Below are 26,940 nucleotides of genomic sequence, written 5' to 3'. Positions count from 1 at the left end.
CATAACTCCTTAAAAAGTGACGTTAGAATCCCTCCGTACGCAGATCGACGCCATCGACGATCAATTATTACAACTGCTCAACCAACGAATGGAAGTGGTCCGGCAGGTTGGTGAGCTTAAAAAATCAAATAAGTCCGTTATTTATCGGCCCGAACGCGAAAAGCAGATTCTGGACCGGCTGCATCAGTTGAACAAGGGCCTGATGACGCCCGCAGCTATTGACGCCATTTACCTCGAAATCTTTGCGGTTTCTCGAAATCTGGAAATGCCGGAGCGGGTGTCCTTTCTGGGACCGGAGGGCAGCTTTACCCACCAGGCCGCCGAGAGTCGGTTTGGCGCTATGAGCGAATACATCGCTTTGCCAACCATCCGGTCGGTTTTTGAGAGTGTCGAAACCGGTCGGAGCCGGTTCGGCGTCGTGCCAATTGAGAACAACCAGGAAGGCGTGGTGAACGAAACCATTGATTTACTGTACGAAAAGGATCTGGTGATTGCGGCTGAAGCCCAGATACCGGTGCATTTTACGTTTGCCACGCAAACCGATGTCCTGAGCGAGATTACGCATATTTATTCGAAAGACATTGCCTTCGGGCAGTGCAGTAAGTTTCTGCGTGATTATTTCGACGGCCTGCCTGCCGAACTCGTTCCGGTTGAATCTACTTCAAAAGCAGCTAAACTGGCATCACAGCAGCCCCGAGCAGCCGCAATTTGCTCCAATATCGCTTCCAAACTGTTCGGCGTGCCGGTTTTGTTTGATAACATTGAAGATACCGACCTGAACCGGACCCGGTTTTTAGTTTTGGCAAAAGATTTTGTCAACCAAAAGAGCGGCCACGACAAAACGACGATTGTAGCCCGCTTGCCCAATACCAACAAACCGGGGGTGCTGGCCAATTTCCTCCAGGAGTTCGACGCCCGCAACATCAGCCTGACCAAGATCGAAAGCCGCCCCCTGCGCGAAGGAGCCACCTTCCGGTATTGGTTCCTGATCGAGTTTGAAGGCCACCTGCATGACCCCGGTGTGCAGGAAATCCTGCAACACCATGCCGCCGATGTGAAGTGGCTGGGAAGCTATGTGAAGACGCTGGGAATATAATCTTAAATTTCAAATGTAAAATGATGAATGTAAAATGATAAAGTGGCGTTGTTTCTCTACTTTATCATTTTACATTTGAAATTAACCAATCAGGCTTCCGACTTATTGACTAATCGCCCGCTTGTTTTCTTCCAGACCCGCATCCGGAAGTCGTTGAGCAGCCCCTGCCATTCGTGAAAGACGATGGAGAAAATGTTGCTGTTGGCGTGTGGATGATCGACGCCGTATTCATACCGCTCGGTTTCCTCCAGAAACGTCCCGAACAGCCGGTCCCAGATGATGAGTACCCCACCAAGGTTTTTGTCGTGGCATTCGGAGCGTCGGTAGTGATGAACGCGGTGGTGCGAAGGCGTCATCAGCACGTACTCAACCGGTTTCCAGAACTTGTCGATGGCTTCGGTATGAATCCAGAACTGGTGAACGAAGCGGATGGTGTGCATCACCAGCAGAATCATCGGGTCGATGCCCAGCAGCGGAATCCAGGCCCAGAACAGGAATGTTCCGGTCAGGTTTCCGGTGAAGCTCTGGCGTAGATTGGTCGACAGGTTGAATTCGGTGGACGAATGATGGACGACGTGGGAAGCCCAGAAAAACCGGAATTTGTGCGAAGCCAGATGCAGGAGGTAATAACTCAGATCGTCGGCCAGAAACGCCAGCACCCACACCCACCAGGCGTGGCCCAGATCGAAAAGCCGGAACTGATAGACCCAGAAATACGACCCCAGTACGAGCGTTTTGGTCAGAAAACCGACGACGTTGTTCAGAACAAACAGAATCCCGTTGTGGGTGTAATCTTTCGCAGAAATGGTTCGCCGGGTGCGGTATTTCCAGATGAGTTCAATGGCAATGCACACCAGGAAAATGGGCAGGAGGTATTTCGTCATGCCAGTCAGCGCGGTTTTAGTCGGTGGGCCAAATTAGCAAAAAAGGAAATGCCCTGATTGACCGGTCGATAAGTGTGCGTTGATGTTGTAACATTACAGACCCAGAATCTCCCGCGAACGCTCCACGTCCAGTTGCATCTGGTCGACCATCGCGGCCAGCCCGTCGAATTTCAGTTCCGGGCGGAGGTATTCGATAAACCGCACGGTCAGGTGTTCGCCGTAGATTTCCTGTTTGAAATCGAAAATGAACACTTCCTGGGTGCGGTGCGTGCCGCCGACGGTGGGCCGGGTGCCGATGCTCATGGCCCCTCCGAGCCGCTCACCCTTGTAAATCACTTCCGTCGCGTAAATCCCGTTGGCGGGAATGAGCTTGACCGGATCGTCGACCTGGATGTTGGCCGTCGGAAAACCGATGGTACGGCCCAGTTGCTGGCCTTTTACGATGGTGCCGCTCAGGCTGTAGGGGCGTCCGAGAAACTTGGTAGCGGTTTCCAGATCACCTTCTAGCAGGGCCGCCCGGATCTTGGACGAACTGACGCCCACATCTTCAACATCCTGACGCGGAATTTCCTCGATTTCAAAACCGTATTCGGGGGCGTGCTGCTGGAGGTACTCAAAACTGCCTTCCCGGTTTCGCCCGAAATGGTGATCATAACCAATGACGAGCTTCTTCGTGCCGATTTTATCGACCAGAATTTGTTGAATGAACTCGGCCGACGACAATTCGGAGAACGAGCGCGTGAAGGGAATCACGACCAGGTGATCGACCCCGGCCGCTTCGAGCAACCCGGTTTTTTCTTCCAGGGTTGAGAGGAGTTTCAGCCCCTGGCTGTCGTTGGAAACAACCGTACGCGGGTGGGGCCAGAAGGTCAAAACGACGGTTTCGCCAGCCTGGTTTGGGGCATCGCCCCGGCGGGCAATTTCGGTCAGTCGGTTTAAAATTTTCTGATGACCGAGGTGAACCCCATCGAACGTACCGCTGGTGACAACGGCGTGGGGGAGGGGTTGAAAGGTATCGATTCCGTGGTAAATCTTCATGCAGGTAATGACTCAATAGGACGGCATTTGCGGATAAAACCGTCGACCGAGTCGGCATCTTCGATCCGAAAATCACCGATTCGCGTCCGGCGGAGCGTTTTCAAATACGCTCCGTTTTGCAAAAGCAATCCCAAATCGCGCACTAAGCTACGGATGTATGTCCCTTTTGAGCAAACAATCCGGAAATCAATTTCGGGAAATCGCTCCAGATCGACTTCAAAAGCAGAAACCGTAATCGTGCGGGATTTAATTCCGCCGTCCACATTGTCGGCGGTTTCGCCCCGGCGGGCGCGTTCGTAAAGACGTTCGCCATTGACCCGAACGGCGGAGTAAATCGGCGGAATCTGGTCAATGACTCCCGTCAATTGAGAAACCGCAGCCTGAATCGCGTCCGGTGTAAGGGTATCCACCGCAAACTCGGCATCAAATCCGGTTTCCAGATCGACCGAAGGGGTGGTTTTGCCCAGCACCAAGGTACCGGTGTATTCTTTTTCCTGCGCCTGGTAACTGTCGATCTGCTTGGTCATCTTGCCTGTGCAGAGGATCAAAAGACCGGTTGCCAGCGGGTCCAGCGTCCCGGCATGACCGATCTTCTTGAACTTACAGGCGTATTTCAGCTTCTTGACCACGTCGAACGAGGTCCAGGTCAGTGGTTTGTCAATGAGGATGAGTTGGCCGTCCATAGAAACCGTCTTGAACCGGGATTATACGGATTAAAGGATTAACCGTCTTGAACCCGGATTACGCGGATTTGAGGATTAACAGGATATAAAAGATTGCGGCAGCAAATTCCAGTTAATCCTCAAATCCGCGTAATCCGGGTTCAGATTGTCAGTTTTACTCCAGCCGCCATCAGGCCCAGCAGGAGCAGGCCGAGAGCGATGCGGTAGTAGCCGAAGACTTTAAAACCGTATTTGGTCAGAAAGCCGACAAAGCCGCGAATGGCCAGCAGCCCGACCACAAACGCGACGAGGTTGCCGATCAGGAGAATCTGAATGTCGTCGGGCTGGATGGTTTTGTAGGTTTTCAGAAGCTTATAGCCTGACGCGGCTGCCATCGTCGGTACGGCCAGAAAGAACGAAAATTCGGCGGCCTGTTTGCGCGTCAATCCCTGGGCCATTCCGCCGATGATGGTCGCGGCTGAGCGCGAAACGCCCGGAATCATGGCAATGCACTGAAAGAACCCAATTTTGAGGGCTTCGGGGAACGTAACATCGAAATCGCGCGGGATCTGCTTGAAAATCCGGTCGATGTAAATCAGCAGAATACCGCCCAGGAGCAGCGTGATGGCTACCACGGTGACGTTTTCGAGCAGGGAGTCGATGAAATCGTTGAGCAGGAAACCGATGACGGCGGCTGGCAGAAAGGCCACAAACAGCTTCAAATAAAAATCCGTAGTCTGTAAAAACCGGCGTCGGTAAAGCACCAGGACCGAAATGATGCAACCAAATTGAATGTTGACCGTAAACAGCTTGGTGAATTCTGACTCACTAATGCCGACCAGCGACGAGTAAATGATCATGTGCCCCGTCGATGAGACCGGCAAAAACTCCGTCAGCCCTTCGATGATGGCCAAAATAATTGCGTGAAAAAGACTCATTGATTCGTCGGTCGGCGCAGAATGGCGAAAAATTCAAGAACAAAACCTCCCATCACAATCAGGGGGCCGATGGTCAGACCCAGGATGCCAAAACCAAACTCCTCGGTGTCGAGGCTCATCACAATGAAGCCCAGCAGAATGATCACCACGCCGATAATCATCAGGGTGTAGTTGGCGCGTCCGAAAGGTAATTTACTCATGGTTGACTATGATTACACAGATTAAACTGATTTCTCTGATTCGATTGAAGGTTAATACAAGTCATCCAGGGATAACCGCAGATAGCGATGAACCGCCTGGAAGGTGCTGATTAGACCGATAATGATACCCAGCACAATAATCGACCCTAACAGAATACCGGTTTTTTCGGGTTCCTGCAAGGTAGCCAGCCCATCGATATTTTTTAGCGCTACCTGCAGGAGAACAAACAAAAGGCCGGCGGCAACCAGGCCGCTGATAAGGCCCTGCGTCATACCCCGCCGGAGAAACGGAAGCTGGATGAAACCGTTGGTGGCTCCCACCAGTTGCATACTCCGGATCAGCAGGCGTTGAGAGTAGAGTGCCAGCCGGATCGTGTTGTTCATTAACACAATGATAATCACCAGCATGATCACCGCAAAAACCGACATGATGATGTAGATTTTCGTGATGTTCTTGTTGATTTCATCGACAATGTTTTCCTGGTAAATAACCTCAAAAACCCCATTGACGCTCTCCAGATCAGCTTTAACTTCCTGAAGTCGGGCTTCTTCGAAGTAATCTTCCTGCAATTTGATGCGGTAGCTGTCGCGGAGCGGGTTTTCGTTCAGAAAGTTGGAGAAGTTCTCTTTGGTTTCAGCAATGAATTCTTTGGCAGCCTGGTCTTTGCTAACAAACGTGACCTGGGGTGTCATGTCGTTGTAGAGCACATACGGTTTTTTGATCACTTCGGCGTGCAGCTTTTCGAGCTTACCGGCGTCCAGGTCTTTGTCGAGAAAAACCCGGACTTCGTTATTCTCCCGAATGTACCGAACCAGCTTCTTGGATTGAAGCACCAGCATTCCGCAAAACCCAATCAGAAACAAAGCCGAGGTGAGGCTGAAAAGAATCATCCCGCTCGGATACGCACCCACTTTCTTCTTTGCCATATAAAACAGTTGTCGGGCAATTTTGATCCGTCCTTCCGACGTTCGGCACAAAAATACGGATTTTGCCCAAACGCCAACTCCTTTGGCAGTCTGGAAAGGGGAGATTTAGGAAAAATTAAGATTTCGTACCCACGGACTTTAGTCCGTGATTGTGGAGTCAGCTACCTAATAAGCCAGCCCTAAAATCACGGACTAAAGTCCGTGGGTACGGTTACATTTCTTCTTCACCAACCCGGACGGGCGGTAACTGGTTCAGCTCGTCGTCTTCGAACAGCCGCGAACGAATGATAAACCGAATGCCGAGCGGTATTTCGAGCGAAAAGCTCGCCCCCCGCCCGGGCGTTACATCCACGGTCAGGTGCGTATGTTTCCAGTATTCAAACTGGTCTTCGGACATGTAAAAATCGCAACCGTCGACCTGCCCGAGCCAGACATCGGAGGAGCCGATCCGGAAATCGCCTTGGGCAAAGCACATCGGCGACGAACCATCACAGCATCCTCCGCTCTGGTGGAACATCAGATCACCGTGTTCCGCTCGCAGTTTGTTGATGATCATTTTCGCAGCCTCGGTAACGTCAACGCGGGTAACGCTCATAGCTACTTTTGAATGAGTGAATGAGTGAATGAGTGAATGAGCGATTGAGTGAATGGCTTCGCAGTGATTAACTAATTGGCGAGGCCATTCACTCATTCACTCAATCGCTCATTCACAATTAATTAAAAGAATCCCAGTTTATTCTTGCTGTACGAGATCAGCAGGTTTTTCGACTGGCGGTAGTGGTTGAGCATCGACAGGTGGTTTTCCCGCCCAAAGCCCGACTTTTTGTACCCACCAAACGAGGCATGGGCCGGATAGTGGTGGTAGCAGTTGACCCACACCCGACCGGCCTGAATAGCCCGTGGCACCCGGTACAGTTCGTGGGCGTCGCGCGTCCAGACCCCGGCACCCAGGCCGTAGAGTGTATCGTTCGCCATCTCGATGGCTTCGTCCACGTTCTTATACGTCGTGACCGACACTACCGGACCGAAGATTTCTTCCTGGAAAATTCGCATCTTGTTGTGCCCCCGGAAAATGGTCGGTTCGATGTAGTAGCCGTTTTCCAGGCCGTTGTTCAGCCGGGCCGGTCCACCGCCGGTCAGGATTTCGGCACCTTCCTGCTTCCCAATATCAATGTACGATAGAATTTTTTCGAACTGGTCGTTCGACGCCTGCGCACCCATCATGGTTTCGGTGTCGAGCGGATGGCCGAGTTTGATCGCTTTCGTGCGTTCAACGACCCGTTCCATAAAACCGTCGTAAATGCTTTCATGAACGAGCAGCCGCGATGGACACGTACAGATTTCGCCCTGGTTGAGGGCAAACATGACGGCCCCTTCGATGCACTTGTCGAAAAATTCATCGTCGGCCTCCATGATCGACGGCAGGAAGATGTTCGGTGATTTACCGCCCAACTCCATTGTCACCGGAATGAGGTTTTCCGACGCATACTGCATAATCAGCCGCCCTGTGGTGGTTTCGCCCGTAAAGGCCACTTTGGCCACGCGCTTCGACTGGGCCAGCGGTTTTCCGGCTTCGGGGCCAAACCCGTTGACGATATTGACGACACCGGCCGGAATCAGATCCTGAATCAGTTCCATCAGCACCAGAATCGAGGTTGGGGTTTGCTCAGCCGGTTTCAGCACCACGCAACAGCCAGCCGCCAGCGCCGGAGCCAGCTTCCAGGTCGCCATTAGGAGCGGGAAGTTCCAGGGAATAATCTGGCCCACGACGCCGATGGGTTCTTTAATAATCATTGAAACCGTATCGGCATCCAGTTCGGCCACTGAGCCTTCTTCGGCCCGGATGACCCCGGCAAAATACCGGAAATGGTCGACCACCAGCGGCAGGTCGGCGGCCATCGTTTCGCGGACGGCTTTCCCGTTTTCGACGGTTTCGACCCGCGCCAGAAATTCCAGGTTTTTCTCGATCACGTCGGCAATCTTGATCAGCAGATTGCTGCGTTCGGTGGCCGAACTCCGCGACCAGCCCGGAAAGGCTTTGTGGGCTGCATCCAGTGCCAGTTCAATATCGGCGGCTTTCGAGCGCGGCACGCGGGCAATCAGGCTGTCGTCGACGGGAGATTTGTTTTCAAAATACTCACCGCCAACAGGGGCTACCCATTTTCCGCCGATGAAGTTTTCGTACTGACTTTTAAACTGGGGCCGTTCAAGTTGAGTAGCCGAGCGAGTAGCTACGGGTGCTTCCAAGGTTTCCATGCGTTTAAGAATCGATTAAAGTGATCGTTTGGATTTGAATTGTGACAAATTTTGCCGAAATCGTGCAAGAAAAATTTCGCTATCCTCTCAAAAACTTACGCTATTGTCTCTTTGTGCGTTAAAGGAAAAGAGGAGGTTGTAAGGGTTTCAGCAATTCATCAGCAACCGATTGTAACCGAAGACCTATGACAACGGGAAGAAATTCGCAACGGAAAGAGGAGGGACTGCTGGCCTGGGGTGGTCGGCTGGATGCGCTTGTGGAGAACAAGCTGACGCTGAGTCACGAGGTAGCCGAACTGAATCTGTACGAAACCTTTCAGCGGGCACAACTGGTCGAACTGGCGTTCAATGCCCCGGTTTTGACCAGTATGCTGACGGGCAAAAAGGTGATGCACATCGACGATCTGAAACCGTTTGAGTACCTGCCCGGCGAATCGCTGGTGTTACCAGCGAACAAACCGATGAAAATCGACTTTCCGGAAGCGAGCCCACAAACGCCGACGCGCTGCATTGCGCTGACGATTTCCGAGGAGTTTATTCAACAGACGGTCACGTATTTAAACGAAGAGTTTCCCCGCACCGAACCCGGCGATCAGTGGGAGATGGATACGAATAACTACCATTTCCAGAACGGTTTTGAGATCAGTGCGTTAATTGACAAAATTATCCGGTTGTACCGGGAGAACAACCGGATGAAGCCGTTCTTCATCCACAACTCGCTCCAGGAACTGATTGTCCGACTCATGCAGACGCAGGCCCGGCGCGTGCTGGTCGATCAGGCTCGGAAGCACATGAGTTCGCACCGGCTGTCGTATGTCGTGGAGTATATTCGGAATAATCTGACGAAGACCCTGGCGATCGATGAATTGTCGAACCAGGCGTGTCTGTCCAAATCGCATTTTTTCCGGTTGTTCAAAAATGAGTTGGGGATGTCGCCGATTCAGTTCATTTTGCAGGAACGCATCCGGCTGGCGAAGCAAATCCTGAGCAACCCCGCCAAGTCGATCACTGACGCCTGCTACGAATCCGGTTTTAACAGCCTGACGCATTTCAGCAACGCGTTCCGCTCCATCGAGCGCATCAGCCCTCGTCAGTACAAGCAGCAGGTCAGTGCTTAGTTGTAAGTAGTTTAGAGTTTATGGTTTATAGCAACCGGCTCACCATAAACTCTAAACTTCTTTTTCATCAATGATCATGCTGGCGCATGTATTCGTCGGCGGAGAACTTGCCGGAGCCAACGACCAGAAACAGCAGCATCAGGGCCAGAACAACAATCGACAGCCAGAGTTCGGAGTTTAGCGCGGAAAATCCCTGGCGGATGTTCACGAAAAAAACCGCCCCGACCAGAATCGGTAACTGAAGCAACACGGCCAGCCGCGTCAGGCAGCCGACTGCGATCAACAACCCGCCCACGATATGGGCAAAGGCTACGTAATGAACCAGAAAAACCGGTGTCAGACCGAATGCTTTGCCGCCTACGAGCGAGTACAGATGTTCGGTGTCGCCAATGAAACTAACTCCTTTGAGGAACAGAATGATTCCCAGCATAATGCGAAGTGCGTCAATCCAGGCGGGGTGATGTGTATCGCCCCAGTGTTCAACACGTTGTAGCACATTCATGACTCAGGTAGTTTAGTATAACCAGACCTAAGTTACTGAAAATTACTGGATAAAAGCAAGAGGTTACTGAACGAAAGAGTGAAAGAGCAAAAGAGTGAAAGAGCGAAAGGCTCCGCCAGGCAGATACGTCCAGCGGAGCTTTTCGCTCTTTCACTCTTTTGCTCTTTCACTCTCTTGCTCTTTAAATAATCTTCGGACACTTCGTACTGCCCGCCAGCCGGGAGCGCCGGGGTTTGGGCATGCGTTTGGTCGTGACCCGGATGGATTGCGGAGCGTGGGCAGAAGCCGGATTTTTCAGGATTTCCATTGCCAGCAAATCATTCAGCGGACGGAAATCTGGGGGCGTCGGTTTGTCCTGCTGAATCGGGAAAAAGTGATCGCCGGGAAACTCGTAGCGTTCGAAGTCGTAATCGTACAGGTAAATATTGATGTAACCGTCTTTGCTATATTTCGAACTGATGGAGTTGGTCGGCATCAGATTCTGGGCCAGCAAAATATCGGGCCGTTTGGCCAGTGAATCCTTGAAAAACTCCTTGAAGATTTTGTACCGGTTGAACTGATACACCAGGCTGGCGGAGTCAAGGGTGAGCGCAATGTTCAGGTAATGTCGTCCGAAGTCACCTTTGCCGTTGCGGGCGTACAGAACTCCCAGGTTGTTGATGGCGCTGCGGTCGAGGTGGCCCAGGTAACTCTTGACTGCCTTATCGTACTCCGCCGTGTTTTTATAAACATTTCCCAGGTTGTTGTAATAGGTTTTATGGGTCGAATCGAGGTCGCGGGAGCGTTCATAATCGCGGATAGAACGGTAATAATACTGCTTTGCGTTGTGCAGGTCCTTTTGTTTTTCGTATTTGAGGGCGAGGTAAGAACGGACAATGCCCCGGTTGTTATGCAGAAAAGCTTTGTGATGGCCCCGGTTAATCAGGCTGTCCAGCACATCCTCCGCCTGCTCGATCCGGTCTTTTTCCAACAACGAAATCGACAAGCCATTCAGCGCATTGATGCTCTGGGGGTTATGGTGCAACGCCCACGAAAAATTGTCGTACGCTTCATCCATGTTGCCCGATTTTAGATACATGTTTCCTTTGTTGGTCAGCATCTTATCATTTTGCGGGGACAGCCGGATCGCCTTTTCCAGATAAGCCAGTGTGTAGCGATAGCTGTCTTTTTTCCGGTACACTTCACTGGCTCCGGCATAAGCCGCCGGATGGTCTTTGTTGAGCCGCATGGCCACGTTTAGCTGTTCCAGCGCCTGGTCGAGTTGATTCAGTTCAAGTCGGGTCAGGCCCAGGCTTAAATAGCAGTCGGCCAGGTCCTTGTCTTTTTCATTGAACAGGTCGGGGGCTTGCGAGAAATGTTCCAGCGCCTGTTCGTGCAATCCCTGCCGGTGGCTCACAACCCCCAGACCGAGGTGGATGTGCGGGTTTTCGGGCTCAAGCGCCAGAGCCGCTTCGTATTCGATCCGCGCCGAACGGTAGTCGCGGATGCTGCACAGGGCGTTGCCTAAACCGGTGCGGGCTTCGACCCATTGAGGCCGAAACTGAACCGCCCGGCGAAATTCGGCGACGGCCTTAGTAAACTCTCTCTGGCCATAAAACGCGTTAGCGAGCCCAAACCGGGCCGAAGCCTGGTTGCTCCGGTCGCCGGAGAGCAGGTAGTTGGTGAAGGTCTCGGCTGCTTCTTCATACCGTTTCAGGCCCAGCAGCGCGTTGCCTTTCCGCACCGGCAACAGATTGACCAGTTCGGGAGCTTTGTCGAGCGACTCATAAAGGTTGAGGGCTTCGCGGTAATTCGCCAGACCGAGCAGGGCGTCGGCTTTTACCAGCCGGTAGATGGGTTCGCCGGCCCGTATACGAACCGCATCGGAAGCCGCCCGTTGGGCGTCCTCGTACTGACCGGCGTGGAGGTGGGCCACCGCCCGGTTGAAAGCAATTTTATCCGCGCCTTTTCCGCTCGAGGTGCTTTCCAGCAGTGTCAGGCCCATTTTAACATCCCCACTCATGCAAACGAAAATCCCCTGATTGGCCTGAGCGTGCGCAAACGTCGGAATCTGTTGCAGGAGCTGACCGGCTTCTTCATACCGTTTCAACTGGCTCAAAACGATTGCCTGGTTGTAAAGCAATGTATCGGAAGCACGACCGGCAGCCGCCCGTTTCAGCAATTGCAGCGCTCCGGCGTAGTTTTTATTGCGGGCCAGTTTGAGGGCGGTATTATTCAAACGCGGAATGGAATCGGTATCGGGCTGTCTGTCAGCAATGAATCCAAAAGATTGTGCGGTTATCGGTAGAAAAACGACACAGTACAACAGCAGTACAACCTTGCACAACAACCAGGGCATTCGTGACGGTAGTTAAGAGAGGGCAGGTGAAGGTAGTAGTTTTAAGTCGATGCGCCAAAAAAGTGAGTTGATGGGCGAAATAAAGTGAGTTATCGGCGGACTAAAATAGAATAGTTATCGTTTACAACGACTTCTCGATTTGAACAGTGGAAATGACGATCGGAGTGAGATAAAGATAATAATATGCCTGTAAAATTATATTTTTTAATTAAGTATCTTCACTAAGTAATGAAATGTTTTTCTACTTTTCCCTTAACGTTCAATCACTTACTGTCATGCAAAATTCCACAGTTTACAAAACCGGGTTAACCTTTTGTTTCCTGCTGCTGATCAGTACGGAATGGGGGTGCACGGTTCAGGATCATCAACCCGATACCTGTTCGGAAGTACAGGCTCTTTTGGACGGCTGTCCGGCCGGTTTTACTTTATTTGCAGAAATTGCCAGGGTTACCGGCGATGTAACTCCTAACCAGGGGACGGCCCTGGTGGTTGCCCCCGGCGACATTACGACGGGACTGGATGGGTGTTATTATAAAGAAAATAAAATAGCGTCTTTTGAAGGAAACACCAGCTTGTTAATTACAACCCCTGCGTTTCTTCGGCAGTATGAATGTTCTGAGTGAAAACCAAAGATAAAAAACGAAAACCGGGTAAGCCCCGGTTTTCGCCCATTCTAAAGTTAAAGCACCTTCGCGTGCAGCGGCTCATGCTGCATTCGGTGTTGGTACAGAAACTCGATCAGGTCGGCCACTAGTCCCGTCCAACCGGTCTGGTGGTTAGCTCCCAATCCGCTGCCGTTGTCGCCGTGGAAGTACTCGAAAAACAGGTGCAAATCTTTAAAATGCGGGTCATCCTGGTATTTCTGATAGCCGTTGTAGGCCGGAATGCTGTCACTTTCGTTGCGCCGGAAGATATTCACCAGTCGTTCGGCCACCAAAACCGTCGCTTCCTTGATGCTCATGACCTGCCCGGAGTTGGTCGGATACTCTATTTCGAAATCATCGCCGTAATAATTGTAAAATTTCAGCAATGAGTCGATAATCAGGTAATTGACCGGAAACCAGATCGGTCCCCGCCAGTTGGAATTGCCGCCGAATAAACTTGTCTCCGACTCATTCGGCACGTATTTGACCGAGAAAATTTCCCCGTTTACATGAAATTGGTAGGGGTGTTCACCATGGTACTTCGACAAAGCCCGGATGCCGTAATCCGACAAAAACTCGGTTTCGTCGAACATCCGTTTGAGCAGCATCTTCATCCGGTGCCCCCGTAGCAATGAGAGCAGGTGGGTAGCACCTTTGCCCGGTTCGTGCCAGCGCGAGATCAGCGAGGCCAGGTCCGGTCGGTTGGTCAGTACCCACTCGACCCGGCGTTTGAAATCCGGCAGTTTCTCCAGCAAGGCATCGTCCAGAATCTCGACTGCAAACAACGGAATCAGCCCCACCATCGAGCGGATTTTTAACAACATGCTCTGATTATCAGCCGTATGCAGTACATCGTAGTAGAACTGATCGTCTTCATCCCAGAGACTGATACCCTGACCGCCGAGGTTTTTCATGGCGGCTGCAATGTGCAGGAAGTGCTCGAAAAACTTGGAAGCCATGTCCTGGTACGAAGGCCGGGTCAGCGAGATTTCGCAGGCAATCCGGAGCATGTTCAGCGTGTACATCGCCATCCAGCCCGTGCCGTCGGCCTGCTCGATGTGCCCGCCCATTGGCAGCGGCTGGCTGCGGTCGAACACCCCGATGTTATCCAGACCGAGGAAGCCCCCGCCGAAAATGCTGTTGCCGTTGACATCCTTACGGTTTACCCACCAGGTAAAGTTCAGCAGCAGTTTATGAAACACCCGCTCCAGAAAGTTGATGTCGCCCGAACCGTTCATGTCCCGGTCGATCTCGTACACTTTCCAGGTCGCCCAGGCGTGAACCGGCGGATTGACATCCCCGAAATTCCACTCATAGGCGGGAATCTGGCCGTTCGGATGCATGTAGTATTCGCGCAGAATAACCGCCAGTTGGCGTTTGGCAAAGTGCGGGTCAAGCCGGGCCAGCGTCAGGGTATGAAAGGCCAGGTCCCAGGCTGCAAACCACGGATATTCCCATTTGTCGGGCATCGACAGGATGTTGGCCGTGTACATGTGCCGCCAACCCGAGTTACGCTGGTAGGCCCGGCCGTGGAAAGGCGTCGGCATTTTAGGATCACCTTTCAGCCACTCGTTCACGTTGTAGTAGTAAAACTGCTTATTCCAGAGCATTCCGGCGTAGGCTTGCCGCTGAATAATGCGCAGTTCCGGATCGGTGACATTGCCTTGCAACTGGTCGTAAAACGCATCGGCTTCGCGCAGCCGCTGGCTGAAAATTTGGTCGAAATCCGCAAAGGGCTGGGCGTTGTGCGTATCCTGGCTAAACCGCAACCGGATCGTCACCGAATCGCCCCCGGCCACCGTCCGGGTGTACCGGGCTGCTGCCTTGGAACCGATCTGATTCGGATTGACAAACTTTTTGTCGCCGGTAATGATGTAATTGTTGATCCCGTCTTTACAGAACAGGGATTCGTTCGGAATACCGTACAGACGTTCCGTATTTGTTTCGTTTTCACAAAATAGCAACTCGTCGGCGTCTTCGCAGTAGAGTTTGAATTTGCCCAACAGCTTGTGATCCACGGCGATCTGGGTGGTAGCAATACCGTTCAGGATCGGTTTGTAAGCATATTGTTCGTAGCCCCACGACCAGGTGTTGCGAAACCACAGCGTAGGTAACAAGGTCAGCGGAGCAGCTTTGGTATGGCGGTTATGCGCCGTAATCTTGATCAGAATGTCGTTTTCGTCATTCTTGGCGTATTCGATGAAAATGTCGAAGTATTGGTTGGTTTCAAAAATACCGGTATCGACCAGTTCAAACTCCGGTTGCAGCCGGTTTCGGTTGCGCCCTTCTTCCACCAGGCGATTGTAGGGAAATGGCTGCTGCGGGTACTTATACAGCATTTTCATATAGGAGTGCGTCGGCGTACTGTCAAGGTAGTAGTAGAGTTCCTTGACATCTTCGCCGTGGTTGCCTTCCGGGCCGGTCAGGCCAAAAAGCCGCTCCTTGATGATGCTGTCCTGGTGGTTCCAAAAAGCGAGGGCAAAGCAAACGTGCCCTTTGTTGTCGGACAGGCCGCCGATCCCGTCTTCTCCCCAACGGTAGGCGCGGGAGCGGGCCATGTCGTGTGTGATGAACCCCCAGGCATTGCCATGAACGCTGTAATCTTCGCGAACAGTGCCCCAGGAGCGTTCTGATAGGTAGGGTCCCCACTTTTTCCAGCCTTTGTTGTCGGCGCGGGAATAAATACGTTCGCGTTCGATGTTGTTTTCCATCTTGAGGCTGTATTCCATGTTAGGCTTCCGGTACGGTGTTACGTCAAAACTTTCTGTACACAATTAGACGTCTGAACGACCCCGAAGTCATTGATCGCCTTAAATTAGTGTTCAGTTACATACATGGTGTCATTCGGTGGTATTATTTTTCATATTCAGGCTCCTGAAAATCAGTTAATCCGGTTTATGGGGTTACTAAAACCGGTGTAATAGCTGTTTTTATCAGACAACTCAAAGGTGACGGACGACTTCCGGATTATCAGTGGTACACATATCAAGCCATAGTAGCCGGACGTGAATAAATGTTCGTATTCGGTCTTGTCACGAAAAAAGCGGGCGATCACCTGAAAACTGTTGTCCGTCAGAGACCTGATCGGGATTCTTCAATAACCGGGAGTACAATTCCGGTGTGGTTTGCGGCCTTTAGTAAAGCAACATCGGGAAACGTTGTTAATTGTATTCAGTGAAGCCGCTCTTTCCTGGTCGTGGCTGGGTCTTAACTCCGCTTCTAACGAAAAGTGGTATCTGGGATTGACGGACGAATAAGGGAGTAAAATTTGTCAATTATTGATTAAAAACCGCACAATTATCTACCAGAAGCCCTGCTACTTTTGTCTTTTATAAAACCATTCACCCAACGCCAGCGATTGCCCGATGCGCCCCGGGTATACAGAGCCACTGGTTATCCCATCATGCCTGCTCTTTACATCCTGATGGGCCTGGCATTCTGTATTTTGCTCATTATTTGCAAACCGAATTATACCTGGACGGGCCTGATCATTACGCTGGTCGGAATTCCGGTTTAATTCCTGGTTTTCAAATCAAAACCGGGAAGGGAGAGAGTTTAAAAGCGGTTTCAAAAGCGGACCATTCTCTGTAATTACAAAATGTTTTAAAAGCGAAGCAGATTCGCTTTTAAAACATTTTGTATAGGAAATTAAACAAAAAAATAAAGTTAGCGGTCTTTACTTTTATACGCCCGAATATAATCGCTGGGTGACATGCCGGTCGTCTTTCTGAACACGCGGTTAAAATTGGTGGCGCTGTTGAAGCCGGTCGAATACGCGATGGTCGAAATACCATCGTAGCTGCTGTTGATGATTCGTTTGCAGGCTTCGTTAATCCGGATTTCGTTCAGGAACGTATTGTACGTTTTACGTGTGTGTTTCTTGAAATACTTACAGAAAGCGTGGGGCGTTATGTTCGCAATGTCGGCGATTCGGCTGAGCGTAATGTTCTCGGCGTAATGGTCCAGGGTATATTGAAAAATGTCGTTCATCCGAATCCCTTCCGAATCCGAAACCGGGTAATTCGAGAACCCCGTATGCAAGGATTTCCACTCCTTGACTTCCTTGGCGAAATACTGGAACAAATTGATGACGGACAGCAACCGATCCAGGCTGGATTTATTCTTCAGTTTTTTGATCATTCGCCCCACGTGGTTGGCGTGCCTGGCCGGTAGCTGCAAACCGTTCTGGATGGTTCTCAAAAACCGGCTGATCAACTCCATTTCCGGCAGATCCAGAAAAGATTTGGGAAGCCGTTCCAGGTCGAAAAAGACGTGAATGGCGTGGGCATTGCCGACCTGCGGATTGATAAAATGAGTCGGGTCGGACTTGAAAATGTGCGGTTGATTCGCCCCTAAAATATAAATGTCATTGGGTTGAAAAGCCTGACTATAATTCCCTACCATTAGGGTGCCGGTGCCTTTGATAACGAGGGTAATCTGTAATTGCTTGTGGCGATGAAAATAATTGTAAAAGTGCGAAAGGATGTCCTCGTCTACAATTACGGAATCCTCTTGCGGAACAGGCGGAGTAAATTGTAGTACTTTCATCGAGTTGGGATAGGGAATAGTTGAACCATTTGTCCTGAGAATAATACAACACAATAGTAGGAAGCAGTCCTCATTCGTGTAGAGCTAAGCGGTACTCAATTGCCAGCAGGGTGCTTTAATAGAGAAGGGAGTCTATACCAATATTAGCCAAATTTTGCATTTGAAGCAATGTTCGGGATAATATTTGTTGAATATTGGCTAATACTTACGAAAGCTATGGCCTCGGAGTAGGTTGTAGAAATAATATATGGTACTTTGTGGATGGTTTTTTGTATTTCTTAAATAAATCTAATTTCTTCTAAACCGTGTCTGGAAATTAGGTCACCCAATTGGGGGTAAATGGGAATTGCCTGGGTAATAACCGCTCTAACCGCCGGTATAGGTTAAAGCTTGCGCCGTTGCATTTCTTTTCGGATTAGAAATAATTCACGGCTGGTTTGTCCGGCTACCGAACTGTTTTCCTGGGCGCGTCGCATAAGATAGGGAATGACGTCGTTGATCGGGCCGTAGGGGAGGTATTTGCTGACGTGGCAACCGGCTTTGGCGAGATTGAACGTAATGTTGTCGCTCATGCCGTACAGTTGAGAAAAATGGACGTGGGGATGATCTAGTGGTAGATTGGCGGCCTGCAGCAGATTAATCGTGTACTGAACACTGTATTCGTTGTGGCTGGCCACAATCAGTGAAATGGTATCCAGGTGTTGGACGCAGAACTCGATCGCTTTGTTAAAATCCGCATCGCTCGCGGATTTATCGGGTTGAATCAGGGCGGTTTCCTGTTTTTCCTGCGCGCGTTTCCGTTCTTTTTCCATGTAGGCCCCGCGGACGATCTTGGCCCCAAAAATGATGTCGTTTTTAACGGCCAGGACATGACTTAACTTCAAAAAATCCAGTCGGTCGTGGCGGTATAACTGGATGGTATTAAAAACCACCGTTTTCTCTTTATTAAAGGCCAGCATGGCTTCCATCGTGAGGGCATCGATGGTGTTTTGAATCCACGATTCTTCCGCGTCGATCAGGACACCGATGCCTTTTTGGGCGGCCATTTCGCAAATCTCAAACGTCCGGCGAACGACCCGATCCCACTCCTCTTTTTCCGACGACGTCAATGGGCTTGTGTTAATAACGGTATTGAACTTCGAAACCACCGCAAAATCATTCAGCTTTTCGAGCAACGCAAACCGGGCCAATGCGGTGATCTTGATCCCAATCAGCGGCACGTTGGATCGGCTTGCCGAATAAGAAATCACCCGGATAAATTCTTCTTTTATGTTATCGAAATCGGCTTCCGTTTCCTTGCCTTCGGCTCCGTAATCCAGGATCACCTTGACATTGAACTGGTTCAGTTTTTCGATCAAATCCGTTGTTTCCGTCAGGGTTTCTCCGCCGACAAATTGCTCAAAAATGGTCGATCGGATCAGGCTTTTAACGGGCAATTTCCACTGAACGGCCAGCTCGGTGAGTTTGGCCCCCAGCTTTACCAGCCAGTTTTGATTCATCAGGTAAAATAAGGCATTGGCTTTTCGCAACTGCGTATCGGATTTATACGCAAAGGCATCGGCAGTATTATCAAGGGGGATAATGGATTTGATCTTCATCCTTTAGGAACGGTTTTTACTGCAAATCTAATGGACGGAATTCCGGGGTCGCGGGTTTTGGCAATATTGGATGATACATGGACAATTTCTGACGCAGCCTAAGCCAAAGGGCGCTTTACCTTTGAAATGCCGTATTTTTAACACCAAGATCATTATGTCAAATGGATTTTTCCGTGTTCCGGAACCAGCAAATGAACCTGTTTTTACCTATGCACCCGGTTCGCCCGAACGGGCCAAGTTAAAGGCGGCTCTGGCCGATGCCCGTGCCCGGGAAGTCGATATTCCGATGTACATTGGCGAAGCGGAAGTGCGTACCAAGAAAAAAGTAGCCATCTGTCCGCCCCATGATCACCAGCACCTGCTTGGATACTATAACGAAGGAGACCGCAGCCATGTTCAGGCGGCTATTGATGCCGCTCTCGTCGCCAAAACTGCCTGGGACGCCCTGCCGTGGCCGGAACGGGCGGCTATTTTTCTGAAAGCCGCTGATCTGGTGGCCGGTCCGTACCGGGCGCGAATCAACGCGGCTACGATGCTAGGACAATCCAAAAATGCCTTCCAGGCAGAAATTGATTCGGCTTGTGAATTGATTGATTTTCTGCGGTTCAATGTACATTACATGGCGCAGATTTACAGCGCGCAGCCCAATTCCAGTGCGGGTGTCTGGAACCGGATGGAGCACCGGTCGCTCGAAGGATTTGTGTTTGCCCTGACGCCGTTTAACTTCACCGCCATTGCGGCCAACCTGCCCACATCGGCGGCTATGATGGGCAATGTCGTGGTCTGGAAACCGTCTGAAAATCAGGTTTATGCCGCTCAGGTGATCATGGAGGTGTTGAAAAAAGCCGGCTTGCCCGCCGGTGTGATTAACCTCATTTACGTGGATGGTCCCGTAGCAGGCGACGTTATTTTTAGTCATCCGGATTTTGCCGGCATTCATTTCACCGGTTCCACTCCGGTTTTTCAAACGATCTGGAAAACCATTGGCGAAAATATCAACCGGTATAAAAGCTATCCGCGCATTGTCGGCGAAACCGGCGGGAAAGATTTTGTGCTGGTGCACCCCAGTGCGGAGGTCGATGTGGTTTGCACGGCCCTGATCCGGGGGGCGTTTGAGTACCAGGGACAAAAATGCTCGGCGGCTTCCCGCGCGTACATTCCCGAGTCGCTTTGGCCCGCTGTGAAGGAGGGTTTGATTCAAAATTTGCAAACGATCAAAACCGGGCCGGTCGAGGATTTTGGGAATTTTGTCAATGCCGTTATTTCGGAGAAGTCGTTCGATAAACTAGTGAACTACATCGACCGTGCCAGGGCGGAAGGCGTTGAAATTGTCGCGGGCGGAACCTACGACAAGTCGCAGGGCTACTTTATCCAACCGACGGTGTTGCGCGTCGATGATCCGCACTATGTGACCATGTGCAATGAGCTCTTCGGACCGGTTTTGAGTGTTTATGTCTACGCTGATGCGGAGTATGAATCGATTATGCCAATTATCGATCAAACCTCAGTGTATGCCTTAACGGGTTCGGTGCTGGCTAACGACCGGTATGCCATCGAGAAAGCCGTTACGGGGTTGCGGAATGCCGCCGGCAATTTTTACATCAACGACAAACCGACCGGGGCCGTGGTCGGTCAGCAACCGTTCGGCGGGGCTCGCGGGTCGGGCACCAACGACAAAGCCGGTTCGATGCTGAACCTCCTTCGCTGGGTGTCGCCCCGGACAATCAAGGAAACGTTCGATCCACCCCGGCAGTACGGTTATCCCTTTTTAAACCCGGACGAATAAGTAAAATTAATCAGGTTTTACATTACAGCAGGCCAGCAGGATGATGCATCATTCTGCTGGCTTTTTTTTGTACTTATTTAATCTCATCAGATTAGCTATACTGGCTTGCTTTAGCTGATAAGTAGTCCAAATTTATCAGTATAGGATATGATAATATTCCGAATATTATTCTACTTGTAAGGAGATAAATATGCTATAATTCGGCGAATCAACCAAAATTGTCTTTTAATAAATAGATATTAGCCGAATGAGTTTGGGAGTATTTTGAGAGCCATAATGATGCTTTTCTTTGCTTTAACAACACCCAAACCCGTACTATTTATGAAGGCTAAACTACTATGGTTTTTGTTTTTATTCTGTCAGGCCTGGCTGGTTTATGCGCAGGATAAATCCATTTCAGGAACCGTGCTGGCGAAAGAGGATAATTCGCCTTTACCGGGGGTATCGATTGTGATCGAAGGATCCTTGAAAGGAACGCAAACCGATGCGGACGGAAAGTTTACCTTGCAGGTACCTTCTGGAGCGACGCTGGTGGCTTCTTTCGTGGGTTACCAGAAAATGCGGGTGCCGGTAACCGCCCAGACCGTATACACCATAACGCTCGAAACCGAAGCCAAGACCTTGCAGGAACTGGTCGTGGTGGGTTACGGTGCACAAAACCGCCGGACGGTTACCGGAGCGATTTCGACGGTGAGCGCCGACCAGATTAAAAACCTGCCCAGCCCCAGCCCCGATCAGGTGTTGCAGGGTCGGAGTCCGGGCGTACAGGTCAGTGCCGGTTCCGGTGAGCCGGGAACCAGCGTCATGGTGCGGGTGCGGGGCGCAACGTCCATCAACGCGAGTTCGGAGCCGTTGTACGTTATCGATGGGGTGCCCATTGTTTCCCAGAATTTGGCCCGCACCACGTTTGGGTCACCGACCAACCCGCTTTCGGATATTAACCCGTCCGACATCGAGTCGATGGAAATTCTGAAAGATGCGTCGGCCACGGCGATTTACGGCGCCCGGGCCGCCAACGGTGTGATTCTGATCACGACGAAACGAGGAAAATCCGGTAAACCAAATGTTTCCGTTTCGTTCTACGGCGGAACCTCCTCGGCCTGGCGCGATCCGAACAAACTGCGCGTCGATGGGCCGACGTTTGAAAAACTGCAAAACGAAGCGGCTGCCAACAACTGGTCCGACACCTACGGCTCGGTGACGGCCCTGAACCCAGCGGGCGTGGCTTTCAAAGCGCCCTATGCTAATCCCGACGCGGCCATCAACACCAACTGGCTCGAACCGATTCTGCAAAATGGCGGGCTGTACAACATCGATGCGTCGATTTCGGGCGGGAACGACAAGGTCAAATACCTGGTGTCGGCCAACAACTTCCGGCAGGAGGGTTTGATCAAACCGACGCTGTTTAACCGCAAATCCTTCCGGGCGAACATTGATTTCGCGGCTTCCGACGTGCTGCGGTTTGGGACGAGCATTTTGTACACGAACAGCAAGCGCAACCGGGTGCAGAACGGGAACAACACCAGTTCGGCCCTGGCAAATGCCTTCTTCTACCCGAGCAACATCCCGATTTACAACGCCGATGGCACTTACAACCGGCCGGTTTGGGAAAGCCCGGTGGCCCTGGCCAACGAAACCGACTACCTCATGAATACCGATCGGGTTATCGGTAACTTCTTTGCCGACTGGACGATCGCCAACGGTCTGATTTTCCGGACCAACTGGAGCATCGACAACAACTACATCAACGAAAACCAGTATTCGAACACCAACCTGGTGGCCGGTGCGGGCGATATTGGCGGGACGGCGACGAGCAGCGTGGTGCACGATTTCAACTGGATCAACGAAAACGTATTGACCTACCAGTTCCGGCTGGCCGACAAGCACAATTTCAACCTGCTGGGCGGAACCACAATTCAGAAAAACACCAATAACTTTTCATCGGCGACGGGCAGTGGTTTTCCGAGCAACAGCTTCCGGACCATTGCCGCAGCCGCCGTCAAAAACTCCAACGCCGACCAGACGGCCTGGGCCATCGCGTCGTTCTTCGGCCGGGTCAATTACGATTACAACAAGAAATACCTGTTCACCGGGAATTTCCGTTACGACGGCTCGTCGCGGTTCGGGGCCAACAACCGCTGGGGCTTCTTCCCCTCGGCGTCCGTCGGCTGGGTGATGTCGGACGAGAACTTCATGAAAGGCTTCAAGGCCATTTCCGAACTGAAATGGCGGATGAGCTACGGCATAACCGGGAATCAGGGCGGGATCGGCAACTTTGCTTCCCTCGGTTTGTGGGGCGGTCAGCGGGGCGGTTTGCGCGGGGGCGGTGGCCCAACGCCGGGTTCGGGCGGTTCGGCGGCTTACGTCAACTACCCCGGTTTCAACCCGATTCAGTTGGCCAACCCCGACCTGAAATGGGAAACCACGGCTCAGTTTGACATCGGTTTTGACCTGGCATTGCTCAGCAACAAACTCCGGTTTACGTTCGACTATTACAACAAGCAGACGAAAGACATGCTGCTGGAAGTGCCCACGCCCCGCTCGACCGGTTACAGTGTGTTGTTGCAGAACTACGGCGCGATGGAGAACAAAGGCTTCGAGTTAGGCGTCACGGCCTCACCGAATGTTGGTAACAAACTGACCTGGGATATTTCGTTCAATATTTCCCACAACAAAAACCTGGTGAAGAAACTGGCGGCTCCCATCAGCGCCTTCACGCGGGATTACATCCGGATCGAAGAGGGTTATCCGCTGTTTTCGTTCTACGTCCACGAACAGAAAGGCGTCGATCCGCAAACCGGTAACATCATCTGGCGGGGTGGGGAAGATGGCAAGTTCAACATCAACCGCGACCGGTTTATCATCGGCAAAAGCGCCTGGCCCGACTTTCAGGGCGGTTTGAACAACACCCTCAAATACGGCAACTTTGACCTGACAGCTTTCTTCCAGTACAGCTACGGGAATTACGTCTTCAACTACAACCGCTACTTTTTCGAACACGGCGGGGAGCGGACGACGGGTTACAGCGCCCAACAATTGGATCGCTGGCAAAAACCGGGGGACATCACCGACATTCCGCGCATGGCGCGGGTCAACTACGACATCAACTTCCGGCCGTCGCGGCACGTGGAAGATGCCTCGTACCTGCGGCTGAAAAACCTGACGCTGGGTTACAACATCCCGAAAACAATCGCTTCCAAAATTGGGGCCGGCAACGTCCGGGTGTACGCGTCGGGCCAGAACGTGCTGACGTTCACCAAATACACCGGTCTTGATCCGGAAGTATCCGTCAGTCCCTCCGAAACCGTGCAGGGTGTCGATCAGGGTGTGATGCCGCAACCCCGCGTCTGGATGGGTGGGATCAATCTAACATTTTAATTTTCAGTACGATGAAGAAGATACTAACCGCTATCCTGTTTCTTGCGACGGTTTCGTCCTGCAACAACATTCTGGAGATCGAACCGCTGTCGCAAATCAGCAGCAACCAGGCTTTTACCGACCTGAACAGCGCCCAGGGCGTGGTCAACGGGATGTACAACAACCTGCAAATTGTTTACCAGTGGCGCGTGCAGGTCATCAGCGACGTGGCCTCGGACATGTCCCAGCAAATCGATACCTGGGATGCCCTCATTGCGGCTGACGAATTCAATTTCGGGGCTGACAACTCGGAAGTCGAGGATTTGTACACGAGCCTGTATCGTTGTATCGATATTGCGAACAACATCATTGCGTATGTGCCGGGCATGTCGGTTACGCAGGCTGACAAGGACGACATGATGGGGCAGGCGTATTTCGTGCGCGGGCTGGCCTACTTCGATCTGGCCCGGTTCTGGGGTGGGGTTCCGAACGTCTACGGCACGGAAGGCGCGGTGATCAAACTGACGCCCTCGGTCGGTATTTCGCAGGACGATTACGCCACACGGAGCACGCTGCGCCAAACCTACGATCAGGCCGAAAAGGATCTGCTGGAAGCCTTGGCCAAACTGCCTGAAACCCGGGCAACGGCGGTTTTGTCCAAAGCCAAAGCGACCAAACCGGCCGCCCGCGCCCTGCTGGCCCGCTATTACCTCTACAACCAGCAATGGGCCAACGCCGAGAAATACGCGACGGACGCCATCGCCAACCGGGCCCTGAACACGCCGTTCGAGACGATTTTCAAGACGAAAAACAGCGCTGAAACCTTGTTCGAACTCCAGTTCAACGAGACCGACGGGCAGGGCATCCGGCAATGGTATTACCCGTCGAGCCAGAACGGCCGGGGCGGAACGGCTTTGCACGACGAAATGTACGCCCAAATGGTGGCCAATCCGGCGGATGTGCGCGGAACCCTGGCGGCCCGGAATACCACCGCCAACGTGTATTACACGACCAAATGGAGCGCGGCCCAGAATGCCGACAACTTCCAGTTGCTCCGGATGGCCGAACAATACCTGATCCGGTCCGAAGCCCGGGCTGAGCAGAACAACCTGACCGGTGCTGCCGACGACCTGAACGCGGTCCGGACCCGGGCAGGCATTGCCAAAACGACTGCGGCCACCAAAGCCGACCTGATTTCGGCCATCTTGCAGGAACGCAAACTGGAATTTGTGGGCGAAGGCCAACGCTGGTTCGATGTGATCCGGCGCGGACTGGGCCTGACGGTTTTCTCGAGCGTGCGCCGGTCGAAGGGGAGTTTGCCGAGCTATTCCATCAAAGTGGCGGGTCGGCAGGTGCTGCCATTCCCGTCGGCTGAGGTTCGGACCAACACCAACATCCAGCAGAATGAAGTCTACCGATGAACCCTGTTCTTCTCAAGCAGTCCTCAAATACTCCGACAAAACCCATTTTTGATTGACAGTAACTTATGAAACACTCGATTTCCTTATTCCTGATGTGCTTTGTTGCCTGCACGGTGGCATTCGCACAAAACCGAACCCTTAAACTGGATGCCGACGTAACGACCAAAGACCAGGTTACGATCAAAGGCAAAGTAGTTCCGTACACTGCTACGGCTGGTAATCAGCCGGTTTGGGACGAAAACGGTCGGCCGATTGCCTCGCTGTTTTACGTCTACTACGAACGCTCGGACGTCACCGACCGGGCATCGCGACCGCTCTTTATTTCGTTCAACGGGGGGCCGGGGGCGGCTTCCTGCTGGATGCACCTGGGGTATACCGGCCCCAAGCGGGTTTTGGTCGATGATGAAGGCTATCCGGTTCAGCCGTACGGTTTTAAAGACAATCCGCAGTCGATTCTCGACGTGGCCGACATCGTCTACGTGGAACCCGTCAACACCGGTTTTTCGCGGGCCATCAACGATTCGATTCCGAAGTCGAAATTCTTCGGGGTTACTGCGGACATCAAGTACCTGGGCGAGTGGATCGCTACGTTCGTGGGTCGGAAAAACCGCTGGCCGTCGCCGAAATACCTGATCGGCGAAAGTTACGGAACCACGCGGGTATCGGGTCTGGCGCTGGAGTTACAAAATGTACACTGGATGTACCTGAACGGTGTCATTCTGGTATCGCCGACGGGCCTGGGTTTGGAGCGCGGTGGACCCGTTGCCGCCGGAAACGTGCTGCCGTATTTTGCGGCCACGGCCTGGTACCACAAAAAGCTGCCCCAGGATCTGCAATCGAAAGACCTGAACGCGATTCTACCCGAAGTCGAGCAGTTTACGGTGAATGAATTGATTCCGGCGCTGGCGCGGGGCGGTTTTCTGGACCCGGCAAAGAAAAAGCAACTCGGTGCCAAAGTAGCCCGGTATTCCGGTTTGTCCGAAAAAGTGGTCATGGAGAACAACCTGGCCATTCCGACCTCGTATTTCTGGAAAGAACTGTTGCGGGATAAAGGCTACAACGTGGGTCGGCTGGATTCTCGCTACCTCGGCATCGATCGCCAAACCGCCGGTGAACGACCGGATTATGCCGCCGAAAACACGTCCTGGCAGCACACGTTCACGCCCGCCATCAACACCTATTTGCGCGAGCACCTCAAATACAAAACCGACCTGAAATATTACATCGCCGGCCAAACCCGCCCCTGGGACCGCGAAGGGTTGAACGCGGATAATACCGGCGAAAACCTGCGGCAGGCCATGGCCCAAAACCCGTACCTGAACGTGATGATTCAATCCGGTTATTTCGATGGCGCGACGGATTATTTCAACGCCAAGTACAACATGTGGCACATCGATCCGAGCGGAAAAATGAAGGATCGGCTGAGCTGGAAAGGCTACCGCAGCGGTCACATGATGTATTTGCGGCAGGAAGATTTGGTGACATCGAACGACGACATCCGTCAGTTTATCATCAAAACGACGCCCAAATCCGGACAACCGGCTAAATACACGGAAGCGCCCACCAACACCGCCAGTGGAAAGTGAGCATCTGAACCTAACCTGTTTTGCGTGTAACCATTACGTTT

The 26,940-nt window shown here is 52.0% G+C and carries 21 protein-coding genes; 8 read left to right on the top strand and 13 right to left on the bottom strand.

What is annotated here, in order from left to right:
- The first annotated feature begins 16 nt into the window (after positions 1–16).
- Entirely contained in the window at positions 17–1,096 is a 1,080-nt protein-coding gene (pheA, locus tag ACO2Q8_RS17565; protein ID WP_423346151.1) for a prephenate dehydratase, read from the top strand.
- 89 nt (positions 1,097–1,185) lie between these two features.
- On the opposite strand, the gene ACO2Q8_RS17560 is transcribed toward pheA, so the two are convergent.
- The 8 genes from ACO2Q8_RS17560 to ACO2Q8_RS17525 all read right to left on the bottom strand — a co-directional run bounded on the left by ACO2Q8_RS17560 (position 1,186) and on the right by ACO2Q8_RS17525 (position 8,001).
- Positions 1,186–1,980, bottom strand: a complete 795-nt coding sequence (locus tag ACO2Q8_RS17560; protein WP_423346150.1) for a sterol desaturase family protein — start codon at positions 1,978–1,980, stop codon at positions 1,186–1,188.
- A gap of 93 nt (positions 1,981–2,073) precedes the next feature.
- Positions 2,074–3,018 carry a bifunctional riboflavin kinase/FAD synthetase gene (locus ACO2Q8_RS17555; RefSeq protein ID WP_423346149.1) on the bottom strand — a complete coding sequence of 315 codons (945 nt, stop codon included), beginning with the start codon at positions 3,016–3,018 and terminating at the stop codon, positions 2,074–2,076.
- Positions 3,015–3,701, bottom strand: a complete 687-nt coding sequence (truB, locus tag ACO2Q8_RS17550; RefSeq protein ID WP_423346148.1) for a tRNA pseudouridine(55) synthase TruB — start codon at positions 3,699–3,701, stop codon at positions 3,015–3,017. The genes ACO2Q8_RS17555 and truB overlap by 4 nt, the downstream gene beginning before the upstream one ends.
- Positions 3,702–3,841: 140 nt before the next feature.
- Positions 3,842–4,618 (bottom strand): undecaprenyl-diphosphate phosphatase, encoded by a 777-nt coding sequence (locus ACO2Q8_RS17545; RefSeq protein ID WP_423346147.1) that lies wholly within the window; start codon positions 4,616–4,618, stop codon positions 3,842–3,844.
- Complete coding sequence (locus tag ACO2Q8_RS17540; RefSeq protein WP_423346146.1) at positions 4,615–4,818, bottom strand: DUF3098 domain-containing protein; 204 nt, start codon at positions 4,816–4,818, stop codon at positions 4,615–4,617. The genes ACO2Q8_RS17545 and ACO2Q8_RS17540 overlap by 4 nt, the downstream gene beginning before the upstream one ends.
- A gap of 51 nt (positions 4,819–4,869) precedes the next feature.
- A complete protein-coding gene (locus ACO2Q8_RS17535) occupies positions 4,870–5,745 on the bottom strand; it encodes a cell division protein FtsX (protein WP_423346145.1) in 876 nt (291 codons plus the stop codon).
- Between the two features lie 211 nt (positions 5,746–5,956).
- Complete coding sequence (locus tag ACO2Q8_RS17530) at positions 5,957–6,340, bottom strand: DUF779 domain-containing protein (RefSeq protein ID WP_423346144.1); 384 nt, start codon at positions 6,338–6,340, stop codon at positions 5,957–5,959.
- A 122-nt stretch (positions 6,341–6,462) separates the two neighbouring features.
- Positions 6,463–8,001 carry an aldehyde dehydrogenase family protein gene (locus tag ACO2Q8_RS17525; RefSeq protein ID WP_423346143.1) on the bottom strand — a complete coding sequence of 513 codons (1,539 nt, stop codon included), beginning with the start codon at positions 7,999–8,001 and terminating at the stop codon, positions 6,463–6,465.
- A 185-nt stretch (positions 8,002–8,186) separates the two neighbouring features.
- Between ACO2Q8_RS17525 and ACO2Q8_RS17520 the strand changes: the two genes are divergently transcribed.
- Positions 8,187–9,119, top strand: a complete 933-nt coding sequence (locus ACO2Q8_RS17520; protein ID WP_423346142.1) for an AraC family transcriptional regulator N-terminal domain-containing protein — start codon at positions 8,187–8,189, stop codon at positions 9,117–9,119.
- A gap of 67 nt (positions 9,120–9,186) precedes the next feature.
- Here ACO2Q8_RS17520 and ACO2Q8_RS17515 read toward each other — a convergent pair whose 3' ends face one another.
- Both ACO2Q8_RS17515 and ACO2Q8_RS17510 read right to left on the bottom strand, forming a co-directional pair.
- Entirely contained in the window at positions 9,187–9,621 is a 435-nt protein-coding gene (locus ACO2Q8_RS17515) for a DoxX family protein (RefSeq protein WP_423346141.1), read from the bottom strand.
- A gap of 181 nt (positions 9,622–9,802) precedes the next feature.
- On the bottom strand, positions 9,803–11,839 hold the full coding sequence (locus ACO2Q8_RS17510) for a tetratricopeptide repeat protein (RefSeq protein WP_423346140.1): 2,037 nt from the start codon (positions 11,837–11,839) through the stop codon (positions 9,803–9,805).
- Between the two features lie 353 nt (positions 11,840–12,192).
- Between ACO2Q8_RS17510 and ACO2Q8_RS17505 the strand changes: the two genes are divergently transcribed.
- Complete coding sequence (locus ACO2Q8_RS17505) at positions 12,193–12,582, top strand: hypothetical protein (RefSeq protein WP_423346139.1); 390 nt, start codon at positions 12,193–12,195, stop codon at positions 12,580–12,582.
- Between the two features lie 56 nt (positions 12,583–12,638).
- On the opposite strand, the gene ACO2Q8_RS17500 is transcribed toward ACO2Q8_RS17505, so the two are convergent.
- Positions 12,639–15,332, bottom strand: coding sequence for an MGH1-like glycoside hydrolase domain-containing protein (locus ACO2Q8_RS17500; RefSeq protein WP_423346138.1), 2,694 nt, complete (start codon positions 15,330–15,332; stop codon positions 12,639–12,641).
- 593 nt (positions 15,333–15,925) lie between these two features.
- Here ACO2Q8_RS17500 and ACO2Q8_RS17495 point away from each other — a divergent pair.
- Positions 15,926–16,120 carry a hypothetical protein gene (locus tag ACO2Q8_RS17495; RefSeq protein WP_423346137.1) on the top strand — a complete coding sequence of 65 codons (195 nt, stop codon included), beginning with the start codon at positions 15,926–15,928 and terminating at the stop codon, positions 16,118–16,120.
- Between the two features lie 149 nt (positions 16,121–16,269).
- On the opposite strand, the gene ACO2Q8_RS17490 is transcribed toward ACO2Q8_RS17495, so the two are convergent.
- Positions 16,270–17,151, bottom strand: coding sequence for an AraC family transcriptional regulator (locus ACO2Q8_RS17490; protein ID WP_423346136.1), 882 nt, complete (start codon positions 17,149–17,151; stop codon positions 16,270–16,272).
- A 383-nt stretch (positions 17,152–17,534) separates the two neighbouring features.
- Positions 17,535–18,749, bottom strand: a complete 1,215-nt coding sequence (locus ACO2Q8_RS17485) for a proline dehydrogenase family protein (protein WP_423346135.1) — start codon at positions 18,747–18,749, stop codon at positions 17,535–17,537.
- Between the two features lie 154 nt (positions 18,750–18,903).
- On the opposite strand from ACO2Q8_RS17485, the gene pruA reads away from it, so the two are divergent.
- The 4 genes from pruA (at position 18,904) to ACO2Q8_RS17465 (ending at position 26,899) form a co-directional block, all read left to right on the top strand.
- Complete coding sequence (pruA, locus tag ACO2Q8_RS17480) at positions 18,904–20,535, top strand: L-glutamate gamma-semialdehyde dehydrogenase (RefSeq protein ID WP_423346134.1); 1,632 nt, start codon at positions 18,904–18,906, stop codon at positions 20,533–20,535.
- Positions 20,536–20,856: 321 nt separating this feature from the next.
- Positions 20,857–23,913 (top strand): SusC/RagA family TonB-linked outer membrane protein, encoded by a 3,057-nt coding sequence (locus ACO2Q8_RS17475; protein WP_423346133.1) that lies wholly within the window; start codon positions 20,857–20,859, stop codon positions 23,911–23,913.
- An 11-nt stretch (positions 23,914–23,924) separates the two neighbouring features.
- A complete protein-coding gene (locus ACO2Q8_RS17470) occupies positions 23,925–25,313 on the top strand; it encodes a RagB/SusD family nutrient uptake outer membrane protein (protein WP_423346132.1) in 1,389 nt (462 codons plus the stop codon).
- A gap of 65 nt (positions 25,314–25,378) precedes the next feature.
- On the top strand, positions 25,379–26,899 hold the full coding sequence (locus ACO2Q8_RS17465) for a S10 family peptidase (protein WP_423346131.1): 1,521 nt from the start codon (positions 25,379–25,381) through the stop codon (positions 26,897–26,899).
- The last annotated feature ends 41 nt before the right edge of the window (positions 26,900–26,940 follow it).

Origin of the sequence: Larkinella sp. VNQ87 (genome assembly GCF_049445795.1) — a bacterium.
Lineage (GTDB): Bacteria > Bacteroidota > Bacteroidia > Cytophagales > Spirosomataceae > Larkinella.
Note: the sequence above shows the minus strand (reverse complement) of the source record. Positions and strands in the feature narration are given on the sequence as shown.

What these genes read in the sequence shown, in the direction of transcription:
- ACO2Q8_RS17545 (WP_423346147.1), bottom strand. Translation starts at nt 4,618, where the DNA reads ATGAGTCTTTTTCACGCAATTATTTTGGCCATCATCGAAGGGCTGACG.
- ACO2Q8_RS17490 (WP_423346136.1), bottom strand. Translation starts at nt 17,151, where the DNA reads ATGAAAGTACTACAATTTACTCCGCCTGTTCCGCAAGAGGATTCCGTA.
- ACO2Q8_RS17535 (WP_423346145.1), bottom strand. Translation starts at nt 5,745, where the DNA reads ATGGCAAAGAAGAAAGTGGGTGCGTATCCGAGCGGGATGATTCTTTTC.
- truB (WP_423346148.1), bottom strand. Translation starts at nt 3,701, where the DNA reads ATGGACGGCCAACTCATCCTCATTGACAAACCACTGACCTGGACCTCG.
- ACO2Q8_RS17465 (WP_423346131.1), top strand. Translation starts at nt 25,379, where the DNA reads ATGAAACACTCGATTTCCTTATTCCTGATGTGCTTTGTTGCCTGCACG.
- ACO2Q8_RS17560 (WP_423346150.1), bottom strand. Translation starts at nt 1,980, where the DNA reads ATGACGAAATACCTCCTGCCCATTTTCCTGGTGTGCATTGCCATTGAA.
- ACO2Q8_RS17520 (WP_423346142.1), top strand. Translation starts at nt 8,187, where the DNA reads ATGACAACGGGAAGAAATTCGCAACGGAAAGAGGAGGGACTGCTGGCC.
- pruA (WP_423346134.1), top strand. Translation starts at nt 18,904, where the DNA reads ATGTCAAATGGATTTTTCCGTGTTCCGGAACCAGCAAATGAACCTGTT.
- ACO2Q8_RS17485 (WP_423346135.1), bottom strand. Translation starts at nt 18,749, where the DNA reads ATGAAGATCAAATCCATTATCCCCCTTGATAATACTGCCGATGCCTTT.
- ACO2Q8_RS17470 (WP_423346132.1), top strand. Translation starts at nt 23,925, where the DNA reads ATGAAGAAGATACTAACCGCTATCCTGTTTCTTGCGACGGTTTCGTCC.
- ACO2Q8_RS17530 (WP_423346144.1), bottom strand. Translation starts at nt 6,340, where the DNA reads ATGAGCGTTACCCGCGTTGACGTTACCGAGGCTGCGAAAATGATCATC.
- ACO2Q8_RS17505 (WP_423346139.1), top strand. Translation starts at nt 12,193, where the DNA reads ATGTTTTTCTACTTTTCCCTTAACGTTCAATCACTTACTGTCATGCAA.
- ACO2Q8_RS17540 (WP_423346146.1), bottom strand. Translation starts at nt 4,818, where the DNA reads ATGAGTAAATTACCTTTCGGACGCGCCAACTACACCCTGATGATTATC.
- ACO2Q8_RS17475 (WP_423346133.1), top strand. Translation starts at nt 20,857, where the DNA reads ATGAAGGCTAAACTACTATGGTTTTTGTTTTTATTCTGTCAGGCCTGG.
- ACO2Q8_RS17525 (WP_423346143.1), bottom strand. Translation starts at nt 8,001, where the DNA reads ATGGAAACCTTGGAAGCACCCGTAGCTACTCGCTCGGCTACTCAACTT.
- ACO2Q8_RS17500 (WP_423346138.1), bottom strand. Translation starts at nt 15,332, where the DNA reads ATGGAATACAGCCTCAAGATGGAAAACAACATCGAACGCGAACGTATT.
- ACO2Q8_RS17515 (WP_423346141.1), bottom strand. Translation starts at nt 9,621, where the DNA reads ATGAATGTGCTACAACGTGTTGAACACTGGGGCGATACACATCACCCC.
- ACO2Q8_RS17555 (WP_423346149.1), bottom strand. Translation starts at nt 3,018, where the DNA reads ATGAAGATTTACCACGGAATCGATACCTTTCAACCCCTCCCCCACGCC.